17 protein-coding genes and 1 pseudogene are annotated in these 19,736 nt (G+C 63.1%); 8 read left to right on the forward strand and 10 right to left on the reverse strand.

What is annotated here, in order from left to right:
* Window positions 1–102: 102 nt before the first annotated feature.
* Complete coding sequence (locus tag JOE32_RS18425; protein ID WP_209987197.1) at window positions 103–1,290, reverse strand: CynX/NimT family MFS transporter; 1,188 nt, start codon at window positions 1,288–1,290, stop codon at window positions 103–105.
* Window positions 1,291–1,472: 182 nt separating this feature from the next.
* On the opposite strand from JOE32_RS18425, the gene JOE32_RS18430 reads away from it, so the two are divergent.
* From JOE32_RS18430 to JOE32_RS18450, 5 genes and pseudogenes are all read left to right on the forward strand, one after another.
* Window positions 1,473–2,054 (forward strand): alpha/beta hydrolase, encoded by a 582-nt coding sequence (locus tag JOE32_RS18430; RefSeq protein ID WP_209987200.1) that lies wholly within the window; start codon window positions 1,473–1,475, stop codon window positions 2,052–2,054.
* A 46-nt stretch (window positions 2,055–2,100) separates the two neighbouring features.
* Window positions 2,101–3,027, forward strand: coding sequence for a sigma 54-interacting transcriptional regulator (locus tag JOE32_RS18435; RefSeq protein ID WP_209987203.1), 927 nt, complete (start codon window positions 2,101–2,103; stop codon window positions 3,025–3,027).
* A gap of 127 nt (window positions 3,028–3,154) precedes the next feature.
* Entirely contained in the window at window positions 3,155–3,937 is a 783-nt protein-coding gene (locus JOE32_RS18440) for a MetQ/NlpA family ABC transporter substrate-binding protein (protein WP_209987204.1), read from the forward strand.
* Between the two features lie 147 nt (window positions 3,938–4,084).
* A pseudogene (locus JOE32_RS18445) lies at window positions 4,085–4,327 on the forward strand (ABC transporter permease subunit); the annotation flags it as partial.
* Window positions 4,328–4,363: 36 nt separating this feature from the next.
* Window positions 4,364–4,615, forward strand: a complete 252-nt coding sequence (locus tag JOE32_RS18450; RefSeq protein ID WP_245229066.1) for a hypothetical protein — start codon at window positions 4,364–4,366, stop codon at window positions 4,613–4,615.
* Window positions 4,616–4,749: 134 nt separating this feature from the next.
* Here JOE32_RS18450 and JOE32_RS18455 read toward each other — a convergent pair whose 3' ends face one another.
* Window positions 4,750–5,910 (reverse strand): AAA family ATPase, encoded by a 1,161-nt coding sequence (locus JOE32_RS18455; protein WP_209987207.1) that lies wholly within the window; start codon window positions 5,908–5,910, stop codon window positions 4,750–4,752.
* A 121-nt stretch (window positions 5,911–6,031) separates the two neighbouring features.
* Between JOE32_RS18455 and JOE32_RS18460 the strand changes: the two genes are divergently transcribed.
* Genes JOE32_RS18460 through JOE32_RS18470 form a run of 3 tightly spaced genes read left to right on the forward strand, consistent with a single transcriptional unit; the run spans window position 6,032 to window position 11,243 of the window.
* Window positions 6,032–7,114 (forward strand): efflux RND transporter periplasmic adaptor subunit, encoded by a 1,083-nt coding sequence (locus JOE32_RS18460; protein WP_209987210.1) that lies wholly within the window; start codon window positions 6,032–6,034, stop codon window positions 7,112–7,114.
* Entirely contained in the window at window positions 7,111–8,181 is a 1,071-nt protein-coding gene (locus JOE32_RS18465) for an efflux RND transporter periplasmic adaptor subunit (protein ID WP_209987213.1), read from the forward strand. The genes JOE32_RS18460 and JOE32_RS18465 overlap by 4 nt, the downstream gene beginning before the upstream one ends.
* The gene (locus tag JOE32_RS18470; protein ID WP_209987216.1) at window positions 8,178–11,243 is read left to right on the forward strand and encodes an efflux RND transporter permease subunit; all 3,066 of its coding nucleotides are present in this window, start codon (window positions 8,178–8,180) and stop codon (window positions 11,241–11,243) included. Before JOE32_RS18465 ends, JOE32_RS18470 begins: the two co-directional genes overlap by 4 nt.
* A gap of 201 nt (window positions 11,244–11,444) precedes the next feature.
* Here JOE32_RS18470 and JOE32_RS18475 read toward each other — a convergent pair whose 3' ends face one another.
* The 8 genes from JOE32_RS18475 to JOE32_RS18510 form a co-directional block, all read right to left on the reverse strand.
* On the reverse strand, window positions 11,445–12,071 hold the full coding sequence (locus tag JOE32_RS18475; RefSeq protein ID WP_209987219.1) for a class I SAM-dependent methyltransferase: 627 nt from the start codon (window positions 12,069–12,071) through the stop codon (window positions 11,445–11,447).
* Window positions 12,072–12,110: 39 nt separating this feature from the next.
* The gene (locus JOE32_RS18480; RefSeq protein ID WP_209987223.1) at window positions 12,111–12,755 is read right to left on the reverse strand and encodes a methionine ABC transporter permease; all 645 of its coding nucleotides are present in this window, start codon (window positions 12,753–12,755) and stop codon (window positions 12,111–12,113) included.
* Window positions 12,745–13,860 carry an ATP-binding cassette domain-containing protein gene (locus tag JOE32_RS18485; RefSeq protein ID WP_209987226.1) on the reverse strand — a complete coding sequence of 372 codons (1,116 nt, stop codon included), beginning with the start codon at window positions 13,858–13,860 and terminating at the stop codon, window positions 12,745–12,747. The genes JOE32_RS18480 and JOE32_RS18485 overlap by 11 nt, the downstream gene beginning before the upstream one ends.
* Complete coding sequence (locus JOE32_RS18490; RefSeq protein WP_209987229.1) at window positions 13,857–14,672, reverse strand: MetQ/NlpA family ABC transporter substrate-binding protein; 816 nt, start codon at window positions 14,670–14,672, stop codon at window positions 13,857–13,859. The genes JOE32_RS18485 and JOE32_RS18490 overlap by 4 nt, the downstream gene beginning before the upstream one ends.
* 144 nt (window positions 14,673–14,816) lie before the next feature.
* The gene (locus tag JOE32_RS18495; protein ID WP_209987232.1) at window positions 14,817–16,166 is read right to left on the reverse strand and encodes an LLM class flavin-dependent oxidoreductase; all 1,350 of its coding nucleotides are present in this window, start codon (window positions 16,164–16,166) and stop codon (window positions 14,817–14,819) included.
* Window positions 16,166–17,359 carry an SfnB family sulfur acquisition oxidoreductase gene (locus JOE32_RS18500; RefSeq protein WP_209987235.1) on the reverse strand — a complete coding sequence of 398 codons (1,194 nt, stop codon included), beginning with the start codon at window positions 17,357–17,359 and terminating at the stop codon, window positions 16,166–16,168. The genes JOE32_RS18495 and JOE32_RS18500 overlap by 1 nt, the downstream gene beginning before the upstream one ends.
* A gap of 2 nt (window positions 17,360–17,361) precedes the next feature.
* The gene (locus tag JOE32_RS18505) at window positions 17,362–18,603 is read right to left on the reverse strand and encodes an SfnB family sulfur acquisition oxidoreductase (protein ID WP_209987238.1); all 1,242 of its coding nucleotides are present in this window, start codon (window positions 18,601–18,603) and stop codon (window positions 17,362–17,364) included.
* Between the two features lie 205 nt (window positions 18,604–18,808).
* Entirely contained in the window at window positions 18,809–19,567 is a 759-nt protein-coding gene (locus tag JOE32_RS18510) for a hypothetical protein (RefSeq protein ID WP_209987241.1), read from the reverse strand.
* Between the last annotated feature and the right edge of the window lie 169 nt (window positions 19,568–19,736).

Here is a 19,736-nt window from a genome sequence, read left to right on the forward strand (position 1 = left end):
GCCCCAAAACCAGACGCTGAGCCGTATCAGGTACACCGCGTTTTGCTTGATTGGGGGCGCTTCGCACCCCAACGCGGGGCAAGCCCGCTCGCCACTGGAAGATCAGTTGGACGTTAAAGGTCCATCCGCACAGCTCGCCGGGCTGAACAGCCGCGTTACCAGCAGCATCGCCAGCACCGTCACGGTCAGCACGATCCAGGCGCTGACAAAATGGCCGGTGAGTTCGCGCAGCCAACCGGTCAGCCACGGCGAAATCGCATTGATCAAAAAGCCCACACCCTGCACGAACGCGGCCAGTTGCCCGGCCTGGCGCGGGTCGCGGTGGTGGTCGAGGGTCAGCAGCAGGCTCAGGGCAAAACACGCTCCCAGGCCGAAGCCGCACAGCGCTACCCACAGGTGCGGCAGGGTCTGCGGCGCGAGGATCAATCCCAGATAACCGATGGCCTGCGCCGACAGGCTGATGCCGAGCAGCGGGCGACGGTCGCTGCCACGTTGCGCGAGCACCGGCATCAGCAGCGCGGCGAGCACCTGGAAGATCGTCATGTACGCCAGCAGCGAACCGCTGGGCAGCACGTCCCAGCCCAGTTGCTGATAGTACGCGGGCAGCCAGGCCACCAGGCTCATATAGCCGCAATTGACCAAACCGAAATACAGCGCCAGCAGCCACGCGCGACGATTGCGCAGCCCTTTGAACACCGGTGCCACTTGCGCATTTCTCGCCGCGCCCAGGGGCAACCATGCCCACAACAGCAACGCCCCCAGCGCGGGCAGCAGCCATACGCCAAGCCCCGCCTGCCACTGCTGGAAATGCGTGGCCACCACCGGGCTGAGCAACGCTGCCAGCCCGCCGCCGGCCATCAGCGAGGCCGAGTACACGCCCATCGCCACCGGCACGCGCTGGTGAAATTCACGCTTGATCATTGCCGGCACCAGCGTTTGGATCAGCGCCACCCCCGCGCCGCCCAGCAGCGCCGTCACCAGCAGCGCCGATGCCTGGCCCAGCAGCCAGCGCGCCAGGCATGCCAGCAGAATCATCATCAGGCCCAGGGCGATTCCACGGCGCTCACCCAAGCGCGCCTCCACACGCACCCCCACCAGTGCCACCAGGCCCATGCACACCACCGGCAAACTGGTGAGCAGGGCGCTGCTCTGAAAACTCAGGCCCGTCGCCTGGCGAATCTCACCGAGCAATGGGCTGATGGAACTGAGGATCGGCCGCAGGTTAAGACCCAGCACCACCAGCAGGCCCCAGCCAGCAAGTCGGCCCGCGAGTGAAGAATTAAGCGCCATGCAGATCCGTCCCTGAACATCAAAAACACCCAGTATGAAGAGCCCGACCCCAACTTGCAGCTTGCAGCTAAAAACTTGATGCTGTCGTTTAGTTATTAATAAATAGCTTCTTATTCCTTAACGGATATAAACCCCCTCCCTATACTGTCCAGCAACGCTAAACGCTGCAGGAGGGCACACCCATGCACAGCGAGTCGATTCGTTACCTGATCGTGCCGGGCTGGCAAGGATCGCCAGAAGATCATTGGCAAACCCATTGGCAAAATAGCCTGCCCAACAGCGCACGCGTGGAGCAGGCCGACTGGCTGAACCCGCGCCGCGAAGACTGGGTGGCCGCGCTGGCCGAGGCTATCGCGGCCGACGGCACGCCGGTGATCCTGATCGCCCACAGCCTGGGCTGCATCACCGTCGCTCACTGGGCGGCCACCGCGCCCGTGCACTTTTTGCGGCAGGTGCGCGGTGCCCTGCTGGTGGCGCCGGCCGATGTAGAGCGCCCGGCTTGCGCCCCGGCCCTGCGCAACTTCGCGCCGATTCCGACCGACTTGCTGCCGTTTCCCAGCCAGGTGGTCAGTTCCGACAACGACAGTGCCGTCAGCGCCCCGCGTGCCCTGGAACTGGCCCGCAACTGGGGTGCCGAAGCGGGCATCTTGTCCGGTGCCGGGCATATCAATGTGAAGTCTGGTCACCGGCGCTGGGAGCAGGGCTTCGCCTACCTCTATCGCCTGCAAAGTCGCCTTGAGCACCACGCCCGGCGTAGCGCATAAATTTTTCAACGCCCCGTCCCTGAGTGGATTGGGGCGGGAGCCTGCCATGAGTCTGCATGAAACCTTCGGCCAGCCACTGCTGACCTTCCCCGACGCCGAAAAAAGCCCGCTGAGCATCCGCGCCAAGGCACTGGTGTTTGTCGACCCACGTTCACGGCAATTGCGCGAAGACCTCGAAAGCCTGGCCCCACGCGCCTTGCCCGTGTTGATTCGCGGCGAGACCGGCAGCGGCAAGGAGCTGCTGGCGCGGCATATCCACCGAGGCAGTGATCGCAGCGGGCTGTTTGTGTCGGTCAACTGCGGCGCGATCAGCCCCACCTACGCTGATGCCGAATTGTTCGGCTATGCCGCCGGCAGCCACAGCGGCGCGGTGAGCAGCCGCGCTGGCTGGTTTGGCTCGGCCAATGGCGGCACCTTGTACCTGGATGAGATCGGCGACCTGCCGCTGCCGATCCAGGTCAAGTTGCTTGCGGCCCTGGAAAACCATGAAGTCACCCGCGTCGGTGCCCAGCAGCCAAGCCCGGTGGACGTGCGCCTGGTGGCGGCTACCAGCATCGACCTGGCCCAGGCCGTGGCGGCCGGAAAATTCAATGAGCGGCTGTTTCATTACCTGAGCGAAGGCAAGCTGGAGTTGCCGGCGCTGCGCGAGCGGGTGGGCGACATCCTGTCCCTGGCCGAATATTTCCTCGGCATCTACAGTCAACGCCTGGAGTTGCCGGTGCCGCTGATCAGCGAAGCGGCCCAGCGCGTGCTGGAGCAGCACAGCTGGCCCGGCAATACCCGTGAGCTGGAAAACGTTATTCACTTCGCGTTACTGGTGAGCAGCGGCGATGAGATCCTGCCGGAGCATTTGAACCTGCCGGTGGCCGGTTCTGCACTGGAACAAGTACGACGGATTTACCAGAGCGCCAGTCCTGCCGAGCAGGAAACCCTGCTGAAATTCCTGCATGAGCAAAATGGAATATCAACGTGAATAAAAGATATTGTTCGGGAATAAAAAATATCGGTATTGTCCGCTTCACGCCGCGATAGCACATCGCTGGCACCTTACATAAAAACGGTCGTCAGAGACGCCCCGCACTTTCGATTAAGGACACTGCATGAAAAAGGTTTTGCTGTTTACCGCATTGGCGGCTGCCCTGACCGCCGGCTTCGCCCAGGCCAACGAGAAACTGGTGGTGGCCGCGACGCCGGTGCCGCATGCCGAGATCCTCGAGCTGGTCAAGCCGACCCTGGCCAAGGAGGGCGTGGACCTGCAGGTCAAGGTCTTCACCGACTACGTACAGCCCAACGTGCAAGTGGCCGAGAAGCGTCTGGACGCCAACTACTTCCAGACCCTGCCGTACCTGGAAAACTTCAACAAGGGCAAGGGCACCAATCTGGTCACCGTGATCGGCGTGCACGTTGAACCCTTCGGCGCTTACTCGAAAAAGATCCAGAAAATCGAAGACCTCAAGGACGGCGCCACCGTTGCCATCCCGAACGAGGGCTCCAACAGCGGCCGTGCCCTGCTGCTGCTGCAAAAGAACGGCGTGATCACCCTGAAAGATCCGACCAATGCGCTGTCCACGCCAAAAGATATCGCCAGCAACCCGAAACACCTGAAGTTCCGCGAGCTGGAATCGGCACTGCTGCCACGCATGCTCGACCAGGTTGACCTGGCGCTGATCAACACCAACTACGCTCTGGAAGCCGGCCTCAACCCGGCCAAGGACGCGCTGATCATCGAAGACGCCAAGTCGCCGTACGTGAACTTCCTGGTAGCCCGTCCGGACAACAAGGACAGCGACGCCATCCAGAAACTGGCCAAGGCGCTGACCAGCCCGGAAGTGAAAGCCTTCATCGAGAAAAAATACGGCGGCGCGGTCGTGCCGGCGTTCTGATGTAACGCAAAACCCCTTCAAGGTTTCAACGCCGACGGCTTCTACAGCGTCGGCGTTTTTTTGTTTAAGACCCAATCAAAACTGTGGGAGGGGGCTTGCTCCCGATAGCGGCGTTCCAGTCACTCAAGTAATAACCGAGACACCGTCATCGGGAGCGAGCCCCCTCCCGCTTTTATCCTCGGCACCCTGCCAACGTTTCTCAAAGCCGTGGGCGTGACGTTGCAAGTGGGCCTGATCGCCATTGCCACTTCCCTGCTGGTAGCGCTGATCAACGCCGCGCTGCTGGTGTTTCGCACGCCGTATCTGGCGCGCCTGGTTGCGTGGTATGTGCAGCTGGCGCGCAACACGCCGCTGCTGATCCAGCTGTTTTTTGTGTACTTCGCGCTGCCGGCCGGGCGTGGCGATGCGTATGCCTAGGACAACCTGGTGCTGTTCAGCTGGGCCAAGCAGAACCCGGGCTACCGCGTGCTGGACGAGAAACTCGGTGATGAAGCGCCGATTGCACCGGCGGTGAAGAAGGGCAATATCGAACTGCGTGACTGGGCGAATGTGGAGTTGGCCAAGCTGGGCGAGGAGAAGTTTTTGCTCAAGCTGTACGACCAATATGTGCGCAAGGAATTGAGCGATGACACCAAGCCTGAGAGTGTGATTGTCGAAGGCGGCAAGTGGCAGGGCTGATTATTCATTGATGGTCATGGCCCCATCGGGGGCAAGCCCCCTCCCACATTTGACGGTATTCACACATCAGAATCTGTGAACCCGATCCAGTGTGGGAGGGGGCTTGCTCCCGATAAGGCCGGTGCATGCCAAGACTAGTCCGGCCAATGCCACGCCGGTGCATCCAGCATCCCTTGCCCGACAATTTGCGTCTGCCCCATCACCTTCTCCAGCACAATCGAGTTACACCCCTCATCCTGCTCCAGTGCGGCAATCAACCGGCTGGCATGGGACACCACCCACACCTGGCACTGCTGCGATGCCTGAATGATCAGGCGCGCCAACGCCGGCAGCAAATCCGGGTGCAGGCTGGTTTCCGGCTCGTTCAGCACCATCATGCTCGGCGGCCTGGGTGTCAGCAGCGCGGCGATCAGCAGCAGATAGCGCAAGGTGCCGTCGGACAACTCAGCCGCCGACAATGGCCGCAGCAACCCTTCCTGATAAAACTCGATGGCGAAGCGTCCACCCTGTAACGGCTCGATATTCAGCCGCGCACCGGGAAATGCATCACTGATCGCGTGCTGCAACGCCTCGGGGTCGCCGATCTCGCGAATGGTCTGCAACGCGGCCGCCAGATCGCGCCCGTCGTGATGCAGCACCGGTGTCCGCGTGCCCAGTTGCGGCTGGCGTACCGGCGCATCCACGTCACTGCGAAAGTGATCATAAAAGCGCCAGCCGCGAATACTCTCGCGCAGCAGTAACACCTCCGGCGAGCCGCGCAAATTACCGACCTGGTCGAACAGGCTCTGGTAATTCGGCGTGTGCTGGGCCAGTACATCCCAGGCGCGGCCGTCACGGGCGCGCACCATTGGCCCGGAACGCTGCACCAGCAGGCTGGCCGGGCGGTAAATATGCCCGGCCCAGATGCATTCCTTTTTCACTTGCGGGTCCAGCGAGAAATACGACGCGCTGGGTTCAGGCAACCCTAACGAGATGGCATAGCTGAAGTCTTCGGCGGCAAAGCCCAGGCGCAGGCGTTTGACGCCCTGGCGCACGCTGGGCTCGACCGCCACCTCGCCATTGCGCATGCGCCGGCTGATAGTCTGCGGCCCGGCCCAGAATGTGGAATCCAGCCCACCCTCGCGGGCCAGTGCATTGATCACCCCGCCCTGGGCGGTTTCGGCCAGCAGGCGCAAGGCTCGATAGAGGTTGGATTTGCCGCTGCCATTGGCCCCGGTGATCAGGTTCAAGCGATCAAGCGGCACCACCAATTTATTGATCGAGCGGTAATTGGCCACCGCGAGGGTCTTGAGCATGGGGATTCATTCGGCTTGGGAACCATCGGAGTATGTAAGCCTCCATGCAGATAAGGAACCCTGAACTACGCTCACAGTCGCATACTCACTGGCAAGTCGGCATCACGCAAAAGGAGCCTGCATGGGCGGTCGTATTTCCACCTGTATTTTCGGATTTGGCCTACTGGCGCTACTGAGCGGCTGTAGTGAAGAAAACGCCGAGCCCAAGCAGCATTCCCGGGTCTTTGTGCAAACCGTTGCGCCGGCGGACTTCGCCGCAGCGGTGACCCTGACCGGTGATATCCAGGCCCGTGTACAGACCGACCTGTCCTTTCGCGTGGGCGGCAAGATCATCCAGCGCATGGTCGATGTGGGCGATCGCGTCACGGCCAAACAAGTGCTGGCCAGGCTCGATCCCAAGGATCTGCAGACCAACGTCGATTCGGCCCAGGCCCAGGTGGTCGCCGAGCAGGCGCGGGTCAAGCAGACCGCCGCCGCCTTCGTGCGCCAGGAAAAACTGTTGCCCAAGGGCTACACCAGCCGCAGTGAATACGATTCGGCCCAGGCCGCCTTGCGCAGCAGCCAAAGCGCATTGGCCGCCGCCCAGGCGCAGTTAGCCAACGCCCGCGAACAACTGGGCTACACCGCGCTGATAGCTGACGCCCCCGGTGTGATTACCGCGCGCCAGGCCGAGGTGGGCCAGGTGGTGCAGGCCACCATGCCGATTTTCAGCCTGGCCACCGATGGCGAGCGCGATGCCGTGTTCAACGTCTATGAGTCGCTGCTGGGGCAGCCGGCGCCACAGACGCCGATCACCGTGAGCCTGCTCGACAACCCGAGCATTCAGGCAGTGGGCAAAGTGCGTGAAATCACCCCCGCCGTGGCTGCCAACACTGGCACCGTGCAGGTCAAGATTGCCCTGCAAAGCCTGCCCAAGGGCATGCAACTGGGTTCGGTGGTGAGCGCGACCGCCAAGGGCAAGGCCGCGCCCAGTGTCGAGCTGCCCTGGTCGGCCCTGACCAAAGACATCAACGACCCCGCCGTATGGCTGGTCGACGGCGACGGCAAGGCGCAGTTGCACAAGGTCAGCGTGGCGCGCTACCTCACCGGCAAAGTGATCATCGGTGACGGCCTCAAGGGCGGCGAAAAAGTCGTGGTGGCGGGTGGGCAGTTGCTGCATCCCGGCATGCTTGTCGAGATTGCCCAGCCAGGAGCGCAGCCATGAAGCGCCTGACCGCTCTGCTGGCCGCCAGCCTGTTGCTGACGGCCTGTTCCAAGGAAGAAGCGCCGCCCGAGCCGGTGCGCCCGGTGCTGTCGATGCAAGTGAAGGCTGAAGACCAGGAAACCTTCGGCCGCTTCGCCGGCACCATCCAGGCCCGCTATGAAAGCAACCTCGGCTTTCGCGTGCCCGGCCGCATTGCGCGGCGCGCCGTGGACGTGGGCGCCGAAGTGGAGAAGGGCGCCCTGCTCGCCGTGCTCGACCCCACCGATCAGCAAAATCAGCTGCGCGCTGCCCAGGGCGACCTCGCCCGCGTGCAGGCGCAGTACATCAACGCCCAGGCCAACGCCCGTCGGCAGCAGGAACTGTTCAACCGCGGCGTCGGCGCCCAGGCCCAGTTGGACGTGGCGCAGACCGACCTGAAAACCACCCGCGCCACCCTTGAGCAAGCCCAGGCCTCGGTCAACCAGGCCAGGGACCAGCTCAACTACGCCGAACTGCGCACCGACCACGCCGGTATCGTCACGGCCTGGAACGCCGAGGCTGGCCAGGTGGTGACGGCCGGCCAGCAAGTGGTGACCCTGGCCCGCCCGGACATCAAGGAAGCGGTGATCGACCTGCCGGCGGGCCTCGCCGAGCGTCTGCCGGCGGACGTGGTGTTTCTGGTGGCCGGGCAGCTCGACCCCGGCGTCAATACCACCGCCGTCGTGCGCGAGATCGAACCCCAGGCCCAAAGCGCCACGCGCACCCGTCGCGCGCGCCTGACCCTGGCCGAGACACCGCCCGCCTTTCGTCTGGGCACGGCGATCAGCGTCACATTGAGCAGCGCCATTGCGCCGCGTATCGAGCTGCCCCTGAGCGCCTTGCAGGAAGTCGACGGCATCACCCGCATCTGGCTGCTCGACACCCAGAGCCAGACGGTGCAGCCGCGCGATGTCACGGTGCTCAGCCGTGACAGCGACAGCGTCTTGCTCAAGGGCGGGGTCAAGCCCGGCGAGCGCGTCGTCACCGCCGGCGTGAACAGCCTGAAACCTGGGCAGAAAGTCAAAATCGACAAGGACAGCCCGCGATGAAACGCAGCTTCAACTTATCCGACTGGGCCCTCAAGCATCAGTCCTTCGTCTGGTACCTGATGTTCGTCGCGCTGCTGATGGGCGTGTTCTCGTACATGAACCTGGGGCGTGAGGAAGACCCTTCGTTCACCATCAAGACCATGGTGATCCAGACCCGCTGGCCGGGCGCGACCCAGGAAGAAACCCTCAAGCAGGTCACCGACCGCATCGAGAAAAAACTCGAAGAACTCGATGCCCTCGATTACGTGAAAAGCTACACGCGACCGGGCGAGTCCACGGTGTTCGTGTTCCTCAAGGACACCACCAGCGCCAGGGACATCCCGGACACCTGGTACCAGGTGCGCAAGAAGATCGACGACATTCGCGGCAGCTTCCCCCAGGGCTTGCAGGGGCCTTCGTTCAACGACGAGTTCGGTGACGTGTTCGGTTCGGTGTATGCCTTTACCGGCGACGGCCTGTCGATGCGCCAGCTGCGCGACTATGTGGAGCAGGTGCGTGCCGAGATTCGTTCGGTGCCGGGGCTGGGCAAGGTCGAGATGATCGGCCAGCAGGACGAAGTGATCTACCTCAATTTTTCCACGCGCAAACTGGCCGCCCTCGGGGTTGATCAGCGCCAGGTGGTGCAAAGCCTGCAATCGCAGAACGCGGTGACCCCCGCCGGGGTGATCGAGGCCGGGCCGGAGCGGATTTCCGTGCGCACCTCCGGGCAGTTCGCCTCGGAAAAGGACCTGGCCAACGTCAACCTGCGCCTCAATGACCGCTTCTACCGTTTGGCCGATATCGCCGAGATCAGCCGTGGCTACGTCGACCCCGCGCGGCCGATGTTCCGCTTCAACGGTAAACCGGCAATCGGCCTGGCGATTGCCATGCAGAAGGGCGGCAATATCCAGTCGTTCGGCAAGGCGCTGCACACGCGCATGGACGAGCTGACCGCCGACCTGCCGGTGGGCGTGGGCGTGCACAAGGTGTCCGACCAGGCTGAGGTAGTGGAAGAGGCCGTCGGCGGTTTCACCAGCGCGTTGTTCGAAGCGGTGATCATCGTGCTGGTGGTGAGCTTCATCAGCCTGGGCATGCGCGCGGGCCTAGTGGTGGCGTGTTCGATTCCGCTGGTGCTGGCGCTGGTGTTCGTGTTCATGGAATACAGCGGCATCACCATGCAGCGCGTGTCCCTGGGCGCGCTGATCATCGCCCTCGGCCTGCTGGTGGACGACGCGATGATCACCGTGGAAATGATGATCACGCGTCTGGAAAAAGGCGAAACCAAGGAGCAGGCGGCGACCTACGCCTACACCTCCACTGCCTTCCCGATGCTCACCGGTACGCTGGTGACCGTGGCCGGCTTTGTGCCTATCGGCCTCAACGCCAGTTCGGCAGGGGAATACACCTTCACGCTGTTCGCGGTGATTGCCGTGGCCATGCTGGTGTCGTGGGTGGTGGCGGTGCTGTTTGCGCCGGTGATCGGCGTGCATATCCTCAGCGCCAATGTGAAACCGCACAACGGTGAGCCGGGACGCATTGGCCGTGCCTTCAACGGCGGCATGCTGTGGGCGATGCGTAATCGCTGGTGGGCCATCGGTATCACTGTGGGGCTGTTCGTGGCGTCGGTGTTTTCCATGCAGTTTGTGCAGAACCAGTTTTTCCCGTCGTCGGACCGCCCGGAAGTGCTCGTCGACCTGAACCTGCCGCAAAACGCCTCGATCAACGAAACCCGCAAGACCGTCGACCGCCTCGAAGCGATCATCAAGGACGACCCGGATATCGCGCGCTGGAGCACCTACATCGGGCAGGGCGCGATCCGTTTCTACCTGCCCCTCGACCAGCAACTGGAAAATCCGTACTACGCGCAGTTGGTGATTGTCAGCAAAGGCCTGGAAGAACGTGGCGCGTTGATCGCGCGTCTGCAAAAGCGCCTGCGCGATGACTTTGTCGGCATCGGCAGCTATGTGCAGCCGCTGGAAATGGGCCCGCCGGTAGGGCGGCCGGTGCAGTATCGCGTGTCGGGCAATGACACCGACCAGGTGCGCAAGCACGCCATCGAACTGGCGACCCTGCTTGACCAGAACGATCACCTGGGCGAGATCATCTACGACTGGAACGAGCCGGGCAAAGTGCTGCGTGTCGACATTGCTCAGGACAAGGCGCGGCAACTGGGGTTGTCGTCGGAAGACGTGGCGCAGTTGATGAACAGCGTGGTCAGCGGTGCCTCGGTGACCCAGGTGCACGACGACATCTACCTGATCAACGTGGTCGGCCGCGCCGAAGACGCCGAACGCGGCACGCCGGAAACCCTGCAGAACCTGCAGATTGTCACGCCCAACGGCACCTCGATTCCGCTGCTGGCGTTCGCCACCGTGCGCTACGAGCTGGAGCAGCCGCTGGTGTGGCGCCGCGACCGCAAGCCGACCATCACGGTCAAGGCCTCGGTACGCGATGAGATACAGCCCACCGACCTGGTCAAGCAGCTCAAACCCGAGATCGACACGTTCAGCGCCGGCCTGCCGGTGGGCTACAAGGTCGCCACCGGCGGCACCGTGGAAGAAAGCGGCAAGGCCCAGGGCCCGATTGCCCGCGTGGTGCCGCTGATGCTGTTCCTGATGGCGACCTTCCTGATGATTCAGTTGCACAGCGTGCAGAAGATGTTCCTGGTGGCCAGTGTGGCCCCTCTGGGGCTTATCGGCGTGGTGCTGGCGTTGATTCCCACCGGCACACCCATGGGCTTTGTGGCGATCCTCGGCATTCTGGCGCTGATCGGTATCATCATCCGCAACTCGGTGATTCTGGTGACGCAGATTCACGAATATGAAGTGGCCGGCTACACGCCATGGGATGCGGTGGTGGAAGCCACCGAGCACCGGCGCCGGCCGATCCTGCTCACCGCTGCGGCAGCCAGCCTGGGCATGATCCCGATTGCGCGGGAAGTGTTCTGGGGGCCGATGGCTTACGCGATGATTGGCGGGATTATCATTGCCACGCTGCTGACGCTGCTGTTTTTGCCGGCGCTGTATGTGGCCTGGTACAAGATTCGTGAGCCGAAGCAGGACCAGCAGGAAAAACGCGGTTAAAAATGTGGGAGGGGGCTTGCTCCCGATAGCAGTGGGTCAGCCACCCGATTATTTGGCTGACCCACTGCTATCGGGAGCAAGCCCCCTCCCACAGTTTCAATCGGCGGAGAGTTTGCAGCCAGTGTTCATCCTGGATTCCACGACCATGAAGCAACGCTGACCTCAAACCATATGGGCAACCCAATGTGGGAGGGGGTGGTCTTAAGGCTTGCGCCAGACACTCGCCAGCCACGGTTGCTGATCGCGGGGTAGCCCGGCCGGGCGGTAGTAATGCTCCAGTTCCACAAACCCGGCTGTGGTCAGCAACGATTGCCACGCCTCCAGGTCGTGGTAGGCACCATAGCGCGGCCCATTCCAGCCTTCACGGTTGTCCCCGCGTGGATTGGAGCTGAACAACACACCGCCCGGTTTCAACGCAGCCTGCAATTGCTTGAGTACGCGCGGTAATTCCTGCTTGGGGATATGAAACAGCACCGCGTTGGCGAAGATCCCGTCGAAGCGTGCGGCGGGCAGGTCGAGCTTGAGGAAATCCTGCTGGTAGACCTCGCAGCCACTGTCCTCGCGCGCCATCTGCGCAAAGCGCTCGGAGCCGTCCAGGCCTACGGCGACATGACCCATGCGCGTAAACGTCTGCAGATCGCGCCCCGGCCCGCAGCCGAAATCCAGCACGGTAAACGGCGCCTCGCCCTGAATATGGCGCAGCAGCGCATCGATGTTCTGGCTCACATCGTGGTCGCGGGTGCCTTCGCGAAAGTCCTCGGCCACCTGGTTGTAGTGGCCCAGGGTGGTGGAGGTGATCTGGTTGAGGTCTTCGGGCTTGAGAGGCATGAGCGGCGGTACCGGGTGCTGAGAGGCCTCGACTATACCTCACCGCTTGTTGAGCACCCGCGCCAACCGGTCCCCACCCAACTGAATCACCGCCACCAGCACCACCAGCAGCACAATCACCGTGAGCATGATCTGCGTGTCAAAGCGCTGATACCCATAGCGGTAGGCAATGTCGCCCAGGCCACCGGCGCCAATCGCCCCGGCCATGGCCGATGAGTTGATCATCGTCACCAGGGTAATCGTGAACCCGCCGACGATACCCGGCAGCGCCTCCGGCAACAGCACATGGCGGATGATGTGCCAGCGCCGGCAACCCATGGCCTGTGCGGCTTCGATCAGCCCGTGATCGACCTCACGCAGACTCACTTCAGCAATGCGTGCAAAGAACGGCGTGGCGGCGATGGTCAGCGGCACCACGGCCGCCCAGACGCCGTAGGTGGTGCCCACGATCAGGCGGGTGAAGGGGATCAGCGCCACCATCAGGATCAGAAAAGGAATCGAACGGAACAGATTGACGAACGCCCCCAGCACGCGGTTCAACGCCGGGGCCTGATAGATGCCGCCCTTGTCGCTGGTCACCAGGAACACCGCCAGCGGAATGCCCACCAGCAAGGCGATCAGCGACGACACGCCAACCATCAACAAGGTGTCGATGGCGCCCTGCACCAAACGATCAAACCACATAGCCCAGCACCTCCACCTGTTGCGCCCAGTTCGCGGCGCGGTTGCGCAGTTCTTCGGCGCTATGGGCCGAGCCATTCACCGCCAGTAGCAATTGCCCCAGGGCATGACCCTGGATCCGTTCCACGCCGCCCTGCAGCAAGCGCACGCGCCCGCCGAGGGCGCTGAACAGCGCGGCCAAGTCGGGTTCGTCGGTGGCGCTGCCGGTGAACTGCAAGCGCAGCACCACAGCCGCGTCAGCCGCTACCCGCGTCGGCTGCAAGCGACTTTGCAGCTCTGGCGCCAAGTCATGCTGCAACGGCGCCAGCAGGGTCTGGCTCACCGCATGTTGCGGGTTGCCAAACACTTGCCACACCGGGCCTTGCTCGACGATTTTGCCGTGTTCGAGCACCACTACGCGGTCGCAGATGTCGCGGATTACCGCCATTTCGTGGGTGATCAGCACGATGGTCAGGCCCAGGCGCCGGTTGATCTCACGCAGCAGGGCGAGGATCGACTGGGTGGTTTCCGGGTCGAGGGCCGAGGTGGCCTCGTCGCACAACAGAATCTCGGGGTCGTGCACCAGCGAACGGGCGATGCCCACGCGCTGCTTTTGCCCGCCGGAGAGTTGCGCCGGGTAGGCCTTGTGCTTGTCCTGCAAACCCACCAGTTCGAGTAGCTCGCGCACCTTTTGCTCGCGCTGCGGCCTGGGGATGCCCGCCACTTTGAGTGGCAATTCGACGTTCTGCCACACGGTCTTGGCCGACATCAGGTTGAAGTGCTGGAAGATCATGCCGATGCGCCTGCGCAGCGCCACCAGGCGGTCTTCGTCGAAGTCGCCGATGTCCACCTGATCGATCAGCACGCGCCCGCTGCTGGGCTGTTCCAGACGATTGATGGTGCGGATCAGCGAGGATTTACCGGCGCCGCTGCGACCGATGATGCCGAACACTTCACCGCGCTGGATCGCCAGGTCGATGCCGTGCAGGGCCTGCACCGTGCCGTCGTAGGTCTTGCCCAGGTTGATGAATCGCACATGGGCGCGGTTCAGTTCAGGGTGCAACTGGGTCTGTTCGGCGTCCCTGAGCGGTGTGCCCAGGTCGCGAAGTCGGGCATTGGCGGCGCTCATTTTTTACCTTCCCAGCCTACCTGGTAGAGCGTGCCGAGGGATTTATCCAGGGCGGCGCGCACCACCGGCGAGTGTTGGTAAATGTCGACGAACTTGATCACGCGCGGGTCGGTTTTGCTCTTGGGCTGGATCACGAACTGGATCACGTATTCCGGATGGTCCAGGCCGTCGAACAGCAACGCCGACTCGGCATCGAAGGTCTTCGAGAGGCGGATATATGCCGGGTAGCCCTGCACCAGGTCGGCGTCGTCATAGGCGCGCACCAGTTGCACTGCTTCCACTTGCAGGATCTTCAGCTTTTTCGGATTGCTGACGATGTCTTCTTCGGTGGCCTTGTAGCCTACGCCCGGATTGAGGGTGATCAGCCCGGCCTTGGCCAGCAGTTGCAGGCCACGTCCGCTGTTGATCGGGTCGTTGGCAATCGCCACGCTGGCGCCCTCGGGCAGGTCCGCAATGGCTTTGTATTTTTTCGAATACAGCCCGACGTTGTTGATGATGCCCGGCGCGTACGGCACCAGGTCAAAACCGGCGGCGGCCTTGGCGTTTTCCAGGAAGGGGATGTGCTGGAAGTAGTTCACGTCGATATCGCCGGCGGCCAGGCTGACGTTGGGCGCGATCCAGTCGGTGAATTCCACCAGCTCGACGTTCAGGCCCTGCTTGCCGGCTTCGGCGACGGCGGCTTCCAGAGGAATGGCGAAGGCGGCGGTGGTGCCGACTTTCAGTGGCGCATCGGCGGCGAACACCGACGAGCTGAACACACCGAGGGCAAGGGCCAGTGCTTTGACTGGGTGGGAGAGCAGTGTTTTTTTCATGGTCGATTTCCAGTCATAAGGTGCAGGTGCAAACAATGAAGTTCCACTGTGGGAGGGGACTTGCTCCGATGACGGTGGGTCAGTCACAGGATGGGTTCACTGACACTCCGCTATCGGGAGTAAGCCCCCTCCCACATTTCTAATTCAATGGCGGTAGGTGGAGCCGGTGTGTTGCGCTGGCAGCAGCGCGGTGCCGAACACTTTTTCGCGCAGCGTGCCGGTCTCGTATTCGGTCTTGTACGAACCGCGCTTTTGCAGTTCCGGTATCACCAGGTCGATAAAGTCCACGTAGCTCTCCGGCGTCACAATGCGCGTCAGGTTGAAACCATCCAGCCCGGTTTCGCCGATCCACAATTCCAGTTCATCGGCGACCTGTTCGGGCGAACCCACCAGGGTGATATAGCGACCGCCCAAGGCGTGCTGCTCCAGTAACTTGCGCCGGGTCCAATCGTTGTTCTGCAGGTTTTTGGTGGCCGACTGGATGGCGTTGCTCTTCACGTACTGGATCGGTTCGTCCAATGCGTATGCGGCAAAATCAATCGCGGTGGACGCGGCGAAATGCGCCACGCCGGCCTCCGCGCTGGCGTAGCTCAGGTACTCGGCGTGCTTGGCCCAGGCCAGTTCCTCGGTGGCGCCGACGATCACATTGAGGCCCATGAACACCTTGATGTCGTGCGCATTGCGCCCGGCCTCCACGGCACTGGCGCGCACCTTGTCCACCTGCACTTTGGTTGCGGCCCTGGTCTGGCCGCTGATGAACACACACTCGGCGTGGCGCCCGGCGAACAGCAGGCCACGGTCCGAACTGCCGGCCTGGAACAACACCGGCGTGCGCTGCGGCGACGGCTCGCACAGGTGATAACCCTCCACCTGATAGAACTCGCCGTGGTGCTCGACCTTGTGCACCTTGCCCGGCTGCGCGTAGATCCGTTGCGCCGGATCGTTGAGCACGGCGTCGTCTTCCCAGCTGCCTTCCCACAGTTTGTAGAGCACCTGCAGGTACTCGTCGGCCTGGTCGTAGCGCCGGTCATGCTCGACCTGCTCAGTCAGGCCCATGGCCTTGGCCGCGCTGTCGAGGTAGCCGGTCACGATGTTCCAGCCCACGCGGCCACGGCTCAGGTGATCCAGCGTCGACATGCGCCGGGCGAACAGGTACGGCGGCTCGTAGGTGAGGTTGGCGGTGAGGCCGAAGCCGAGGTTTCGGGTGACCGCCGCCATCGCCGACACCAGCAGCAACGGGTCGTTGACCGGCAACTGGATCGACTCCTTGAGCGGTACATCGACGGAATTCTGGTAGACGTCGTACACGCCGACGATATCGGCGATGAACAGTCCGTCGAACAGACCGCGTTCCAGGGTTTTTGCCAGGTCGGTCCAGTACTCAATGGTTTTGTACTGGGTGGAGGTGTCCCGTGGGTGGGTCCACAGGCCGTGGTTGATATGGCCAATGCAGTTCATGTTGAAGGCATTGAGCAGGATCTTTTTCTTCGCCATCAGAGGGTCCCCCGCAGCGGCGGGTTTTCGTCGTTGAGGTAGTAATTGCCTACTGCGTGATACTTCCAGCGCACCGGGTCATGCAGGGTGTGCACCCGTGCGTTGCGCCAGTGACGGTCCAGTCCATGCTCGGCCAGGGTGGCCTGGCTGCCGGCGAGTTCGAACAGGGTGCTGCCGGCGGCCAGGGAAATCTCCGTGCTCAGGGCGCGCGCTTCGGCCACCGCAATCGAGGCGGCGGCAACCGTCTCGGCATTGCTGTCGGCCTGGGCGCGGTCGAGGAATTCGCCGGCCCGTTCAAGCAGTGCCTCGGCCGCGTGCAGGCGGATGCTCAGGTGGCCGAAGCTCTTCAAGGTCAGTGGGTCTTCGCTGGCTTTGTCGTTGCCGGCGTCGATCCACGGGCGGGTCCTGGTGCGCACAAAGTGCAGCGCATCTTCAAAGGCGGCGCGGGCGATGCCGGTGTCGATGGCGGCGTGAAGGATCTGCGCCAGCGGGCCGACGGTGGTCGGGCGTTCGAAGGCGCTCTGGAAAGGGATGACGTCACGGGCGGCGACCCACACGTTATCGAACACCACCGAGCCGCTGCCGGTGGTGCGCTGGCCGAAGCCGCTCCAGTCATCGATCACGCTGAGACCCTGGCTGTCACGCGGCACAAAGGCCAATTGCTGCACGCCGTGTTCATCCACCACCGAGGTGGGGATGCGCTGGGCGTAAAGTGCGCCGGTTGAGTAAAACTTACGGCCGGTAATACGGAATCCGTCGCCGTCGCGGGTGAGCCGGGTGACGCGATCATGGGCGGTTTTGGTGCCCAGTTCGGCCAGCGCATTGCCGAAGCGCTGGCCGGCCAGCACCTCGGCGTACAGGCGTTGTTGCTGCTCGGGGTTGCCATTCACGCGCAGCACTTGCAGCGCATAGAAGTGGTTTTGCGGAATCTGGCCCAGGGAGGCATCGGCCTGGGCGATCAGTGCAATGACCTTGGCCAGGGTGACGTTGGACACGCCTGCGCCGCCGTATTCGCGGGGCACGCTGATGCCCCACAGGCCCGAGCGCGAAAAAGCATCCAGCTCGGGCAGCGGCAGGCGGCGTTCGCGGTCGCGCAGGGCGCTGTCGCGGCGAAAGTCTTCGGCCAGGTCGCTGGCGATAATCAGGGCGTGCTCGTCGCTGGTGATGACCGCGACGTGATGAGAAAGGGTCATGGTCAAATCCAGGAATGGCGAGCCGGCAGGGTGCCGTTCAAGCGGTAGGCGCCGACGGCGTGGTACTTCCAGCGCACCGGGTCGTGCAGGGTGTGCACCCGGGCGTTGCGCCAGTGGCGGTCGAGGTTGAATTCGGCCAGCGTCGCGCGGCTGCCGGCCAATTCGAAGAGCTTTTCGCTGACCAGCAACGCCACTTCGGTGGTGAGCACCTTGGCCTCGGCCACCGCGATGGACGCGCGTGCCGCGGACTGCGCGGTGATCGGTGCCGCGCTGACGTCATCCAGCACCCGGCCAGCCTTGCGCAGCAGGGCTTCGGCGGCGTGTAGCTCGATCTTCAGCTTGCCGATATCGGCGATCACGTACAGGTCGTCACTGGCGCGTTCGACCTTGGCGTCGATCCACGGCCGCGAGCGTTCGCGCACGAAGGCGAGGGTGTCGTCGAGCGCCCCCCGGGCGATGCCCGCATCGATGGCGGCCTGGATCAGTTGCGAGACCGCGCCTTGGATATTCGGGCTTTCGCCGATGCGCCAGTTGTCGATGATCAGCTCGGCGTCGACTGCCACCTCGTCCAGCAGCACGGTGCCGCTGGCGGTGGTGCGCTGGCCAAAGCCGGACCAGTCATCGACGATGCGCAGCCCTTCGCTGCCACGGCGCACGAACGCTAGGACCTGTTTGCCGTCATCGTTGAGCGCCTTGATCGCGACCCAGTGCGCAAACAACGCGCCGGTGGAGTAGAACTTCTGCCCGCTGACCACGTAGCTGTCGCCCTTGGCGGTGATGCGTGCCTTGAGTTCAAGGGTGTTTTTGGTGCCGCGTTCCGGGCCGCCGTTACCGATGCGCCAGCCGTCGAGGACGCTTTGGAACAGCTGCTTTTTCTGGCGTTCGGTGGCGGTGCCCTGCACCAGGTGCAGGATGCCGAAATGGTTCTGCGGGATCTGCCCGAGGGCCGGGTCCGCCGCGCTGATGATGGCGAACACCTCGGCCAGGGTCACGAAGGACACCTGGGGCCCGCCGTATTCGCGGGGAATGGAAATACTGCCCAGACCGCTGCGGGTGAACTGCTCGAGCTGCGCCCACGGTAACTTGCGCTGCTGGTCACGCTTGGCGGCGTGCAGCCGCGCCGCCTGAGCCAGCGTGTGGGCGGCGCTCAGCGCCTCTGCATCGTTGCGCAGCACGGCGGCCGGCAACAGCAGGGGGGCTTCGTCCAGATCACTTTGGGGGGGTGTTGCAGCCACGTTAGGCATCAGCGCCGCTCCTTGGCTGCACGTAATGCCCTGGCGTTATGCACCGGGGTAATTTTGATCATACCGACCTCGCATTCAATGAAATAAAAACAGAAAAATCAGGAATGTCCGGTGGTCCGGTGCATATACCCTAAGCGTGTTAAATATTTAAATAAACTAACTTTTGGGAATATGCATAGAAGGGCGATCACCCAGGTTTGCAGGGTTAGCCGAGCGGACGGGGTTGGTAGACCGGCGTGGTTGTCGCCGGACGGGTGGGCAGCAGCGCTGCAATGCGCACGGTGCGGGTGGGCGCCCAGCGCGAATTGTTGCCGACGCGGTCCAGCACGCAGTAGGTCACGTCCAGCCGGCAGTCATCGCCGCCTTCGACAATCACGCTCGACGGCACCCACACCTGCACGGCCAGGCCGACGCCGCTGGCGGTGATTTTTGGCAGGTCCATGCGCACGTCACCCCAGCGCAGGGTGATCGCATCGCCGCTGCTCATGTTCGGGTAGGGCTCGATGGTCAAGGGAATGCCGCGTTGCACCTGGCGGCTGTTGACACCCTGGCGACGGATCGTCTCGGGCAGGCCAACCGGGGCAAGGTTCTGGTTTTCGTCGCTGTACAGGTTGGGCGGCTGTCCGCCCGGGCAGTCGGTTTTGACGCGTACCTGGGTGGTGGCCGAGCGTGCCGGGCCGTGGCCGATTTGCATGACCTGGTAATGCACGCGCGCGGGGCCATCGAGCACGAAACTTTGCGGGATACGCAGGTGGGTCGGCTGGCCGATGCGGCACGCGGTTATCCGTCGTGAGGCAGCGAAGCAGTTGTTCCAGAACAGTTCGATCAGGTCACCTTCCTCCATGCCGGGGTAGGGGGCGATATCGACCTGCAAGTGGGCGGCGGCGTGGGCATTGATGCCGTTTCCAAGGGCCTGGGGCAGGGTTGGGGCGGTCAGCATGGCCGGGGTTGCAGTGCGCGTCATAAGTCATCTCCTTGATGCAGCCAGCAGCGCTCGTTCCGAGCCATTGGCGCGGGTGCGCAAGCGGTCCGAAAGGAACGATTCAGTAAATAGCCGGGATAGGATCCAATCCTCTGGACGTTAGATAAGAGGGTTGGCCAGGGTCAGTCAATGGCGGCAAAAGGCTAAACGG

Origin of the sequence: Pseudomonas sp. PvP025 (assembly GCF_017832155.1) — a bacterium.
Lineage (GTDB): Bacteria > Pseudomonadota > Gammaproteobacteria > Pseudomonadales > Pseudomonadaceae > Aquipseudomonas.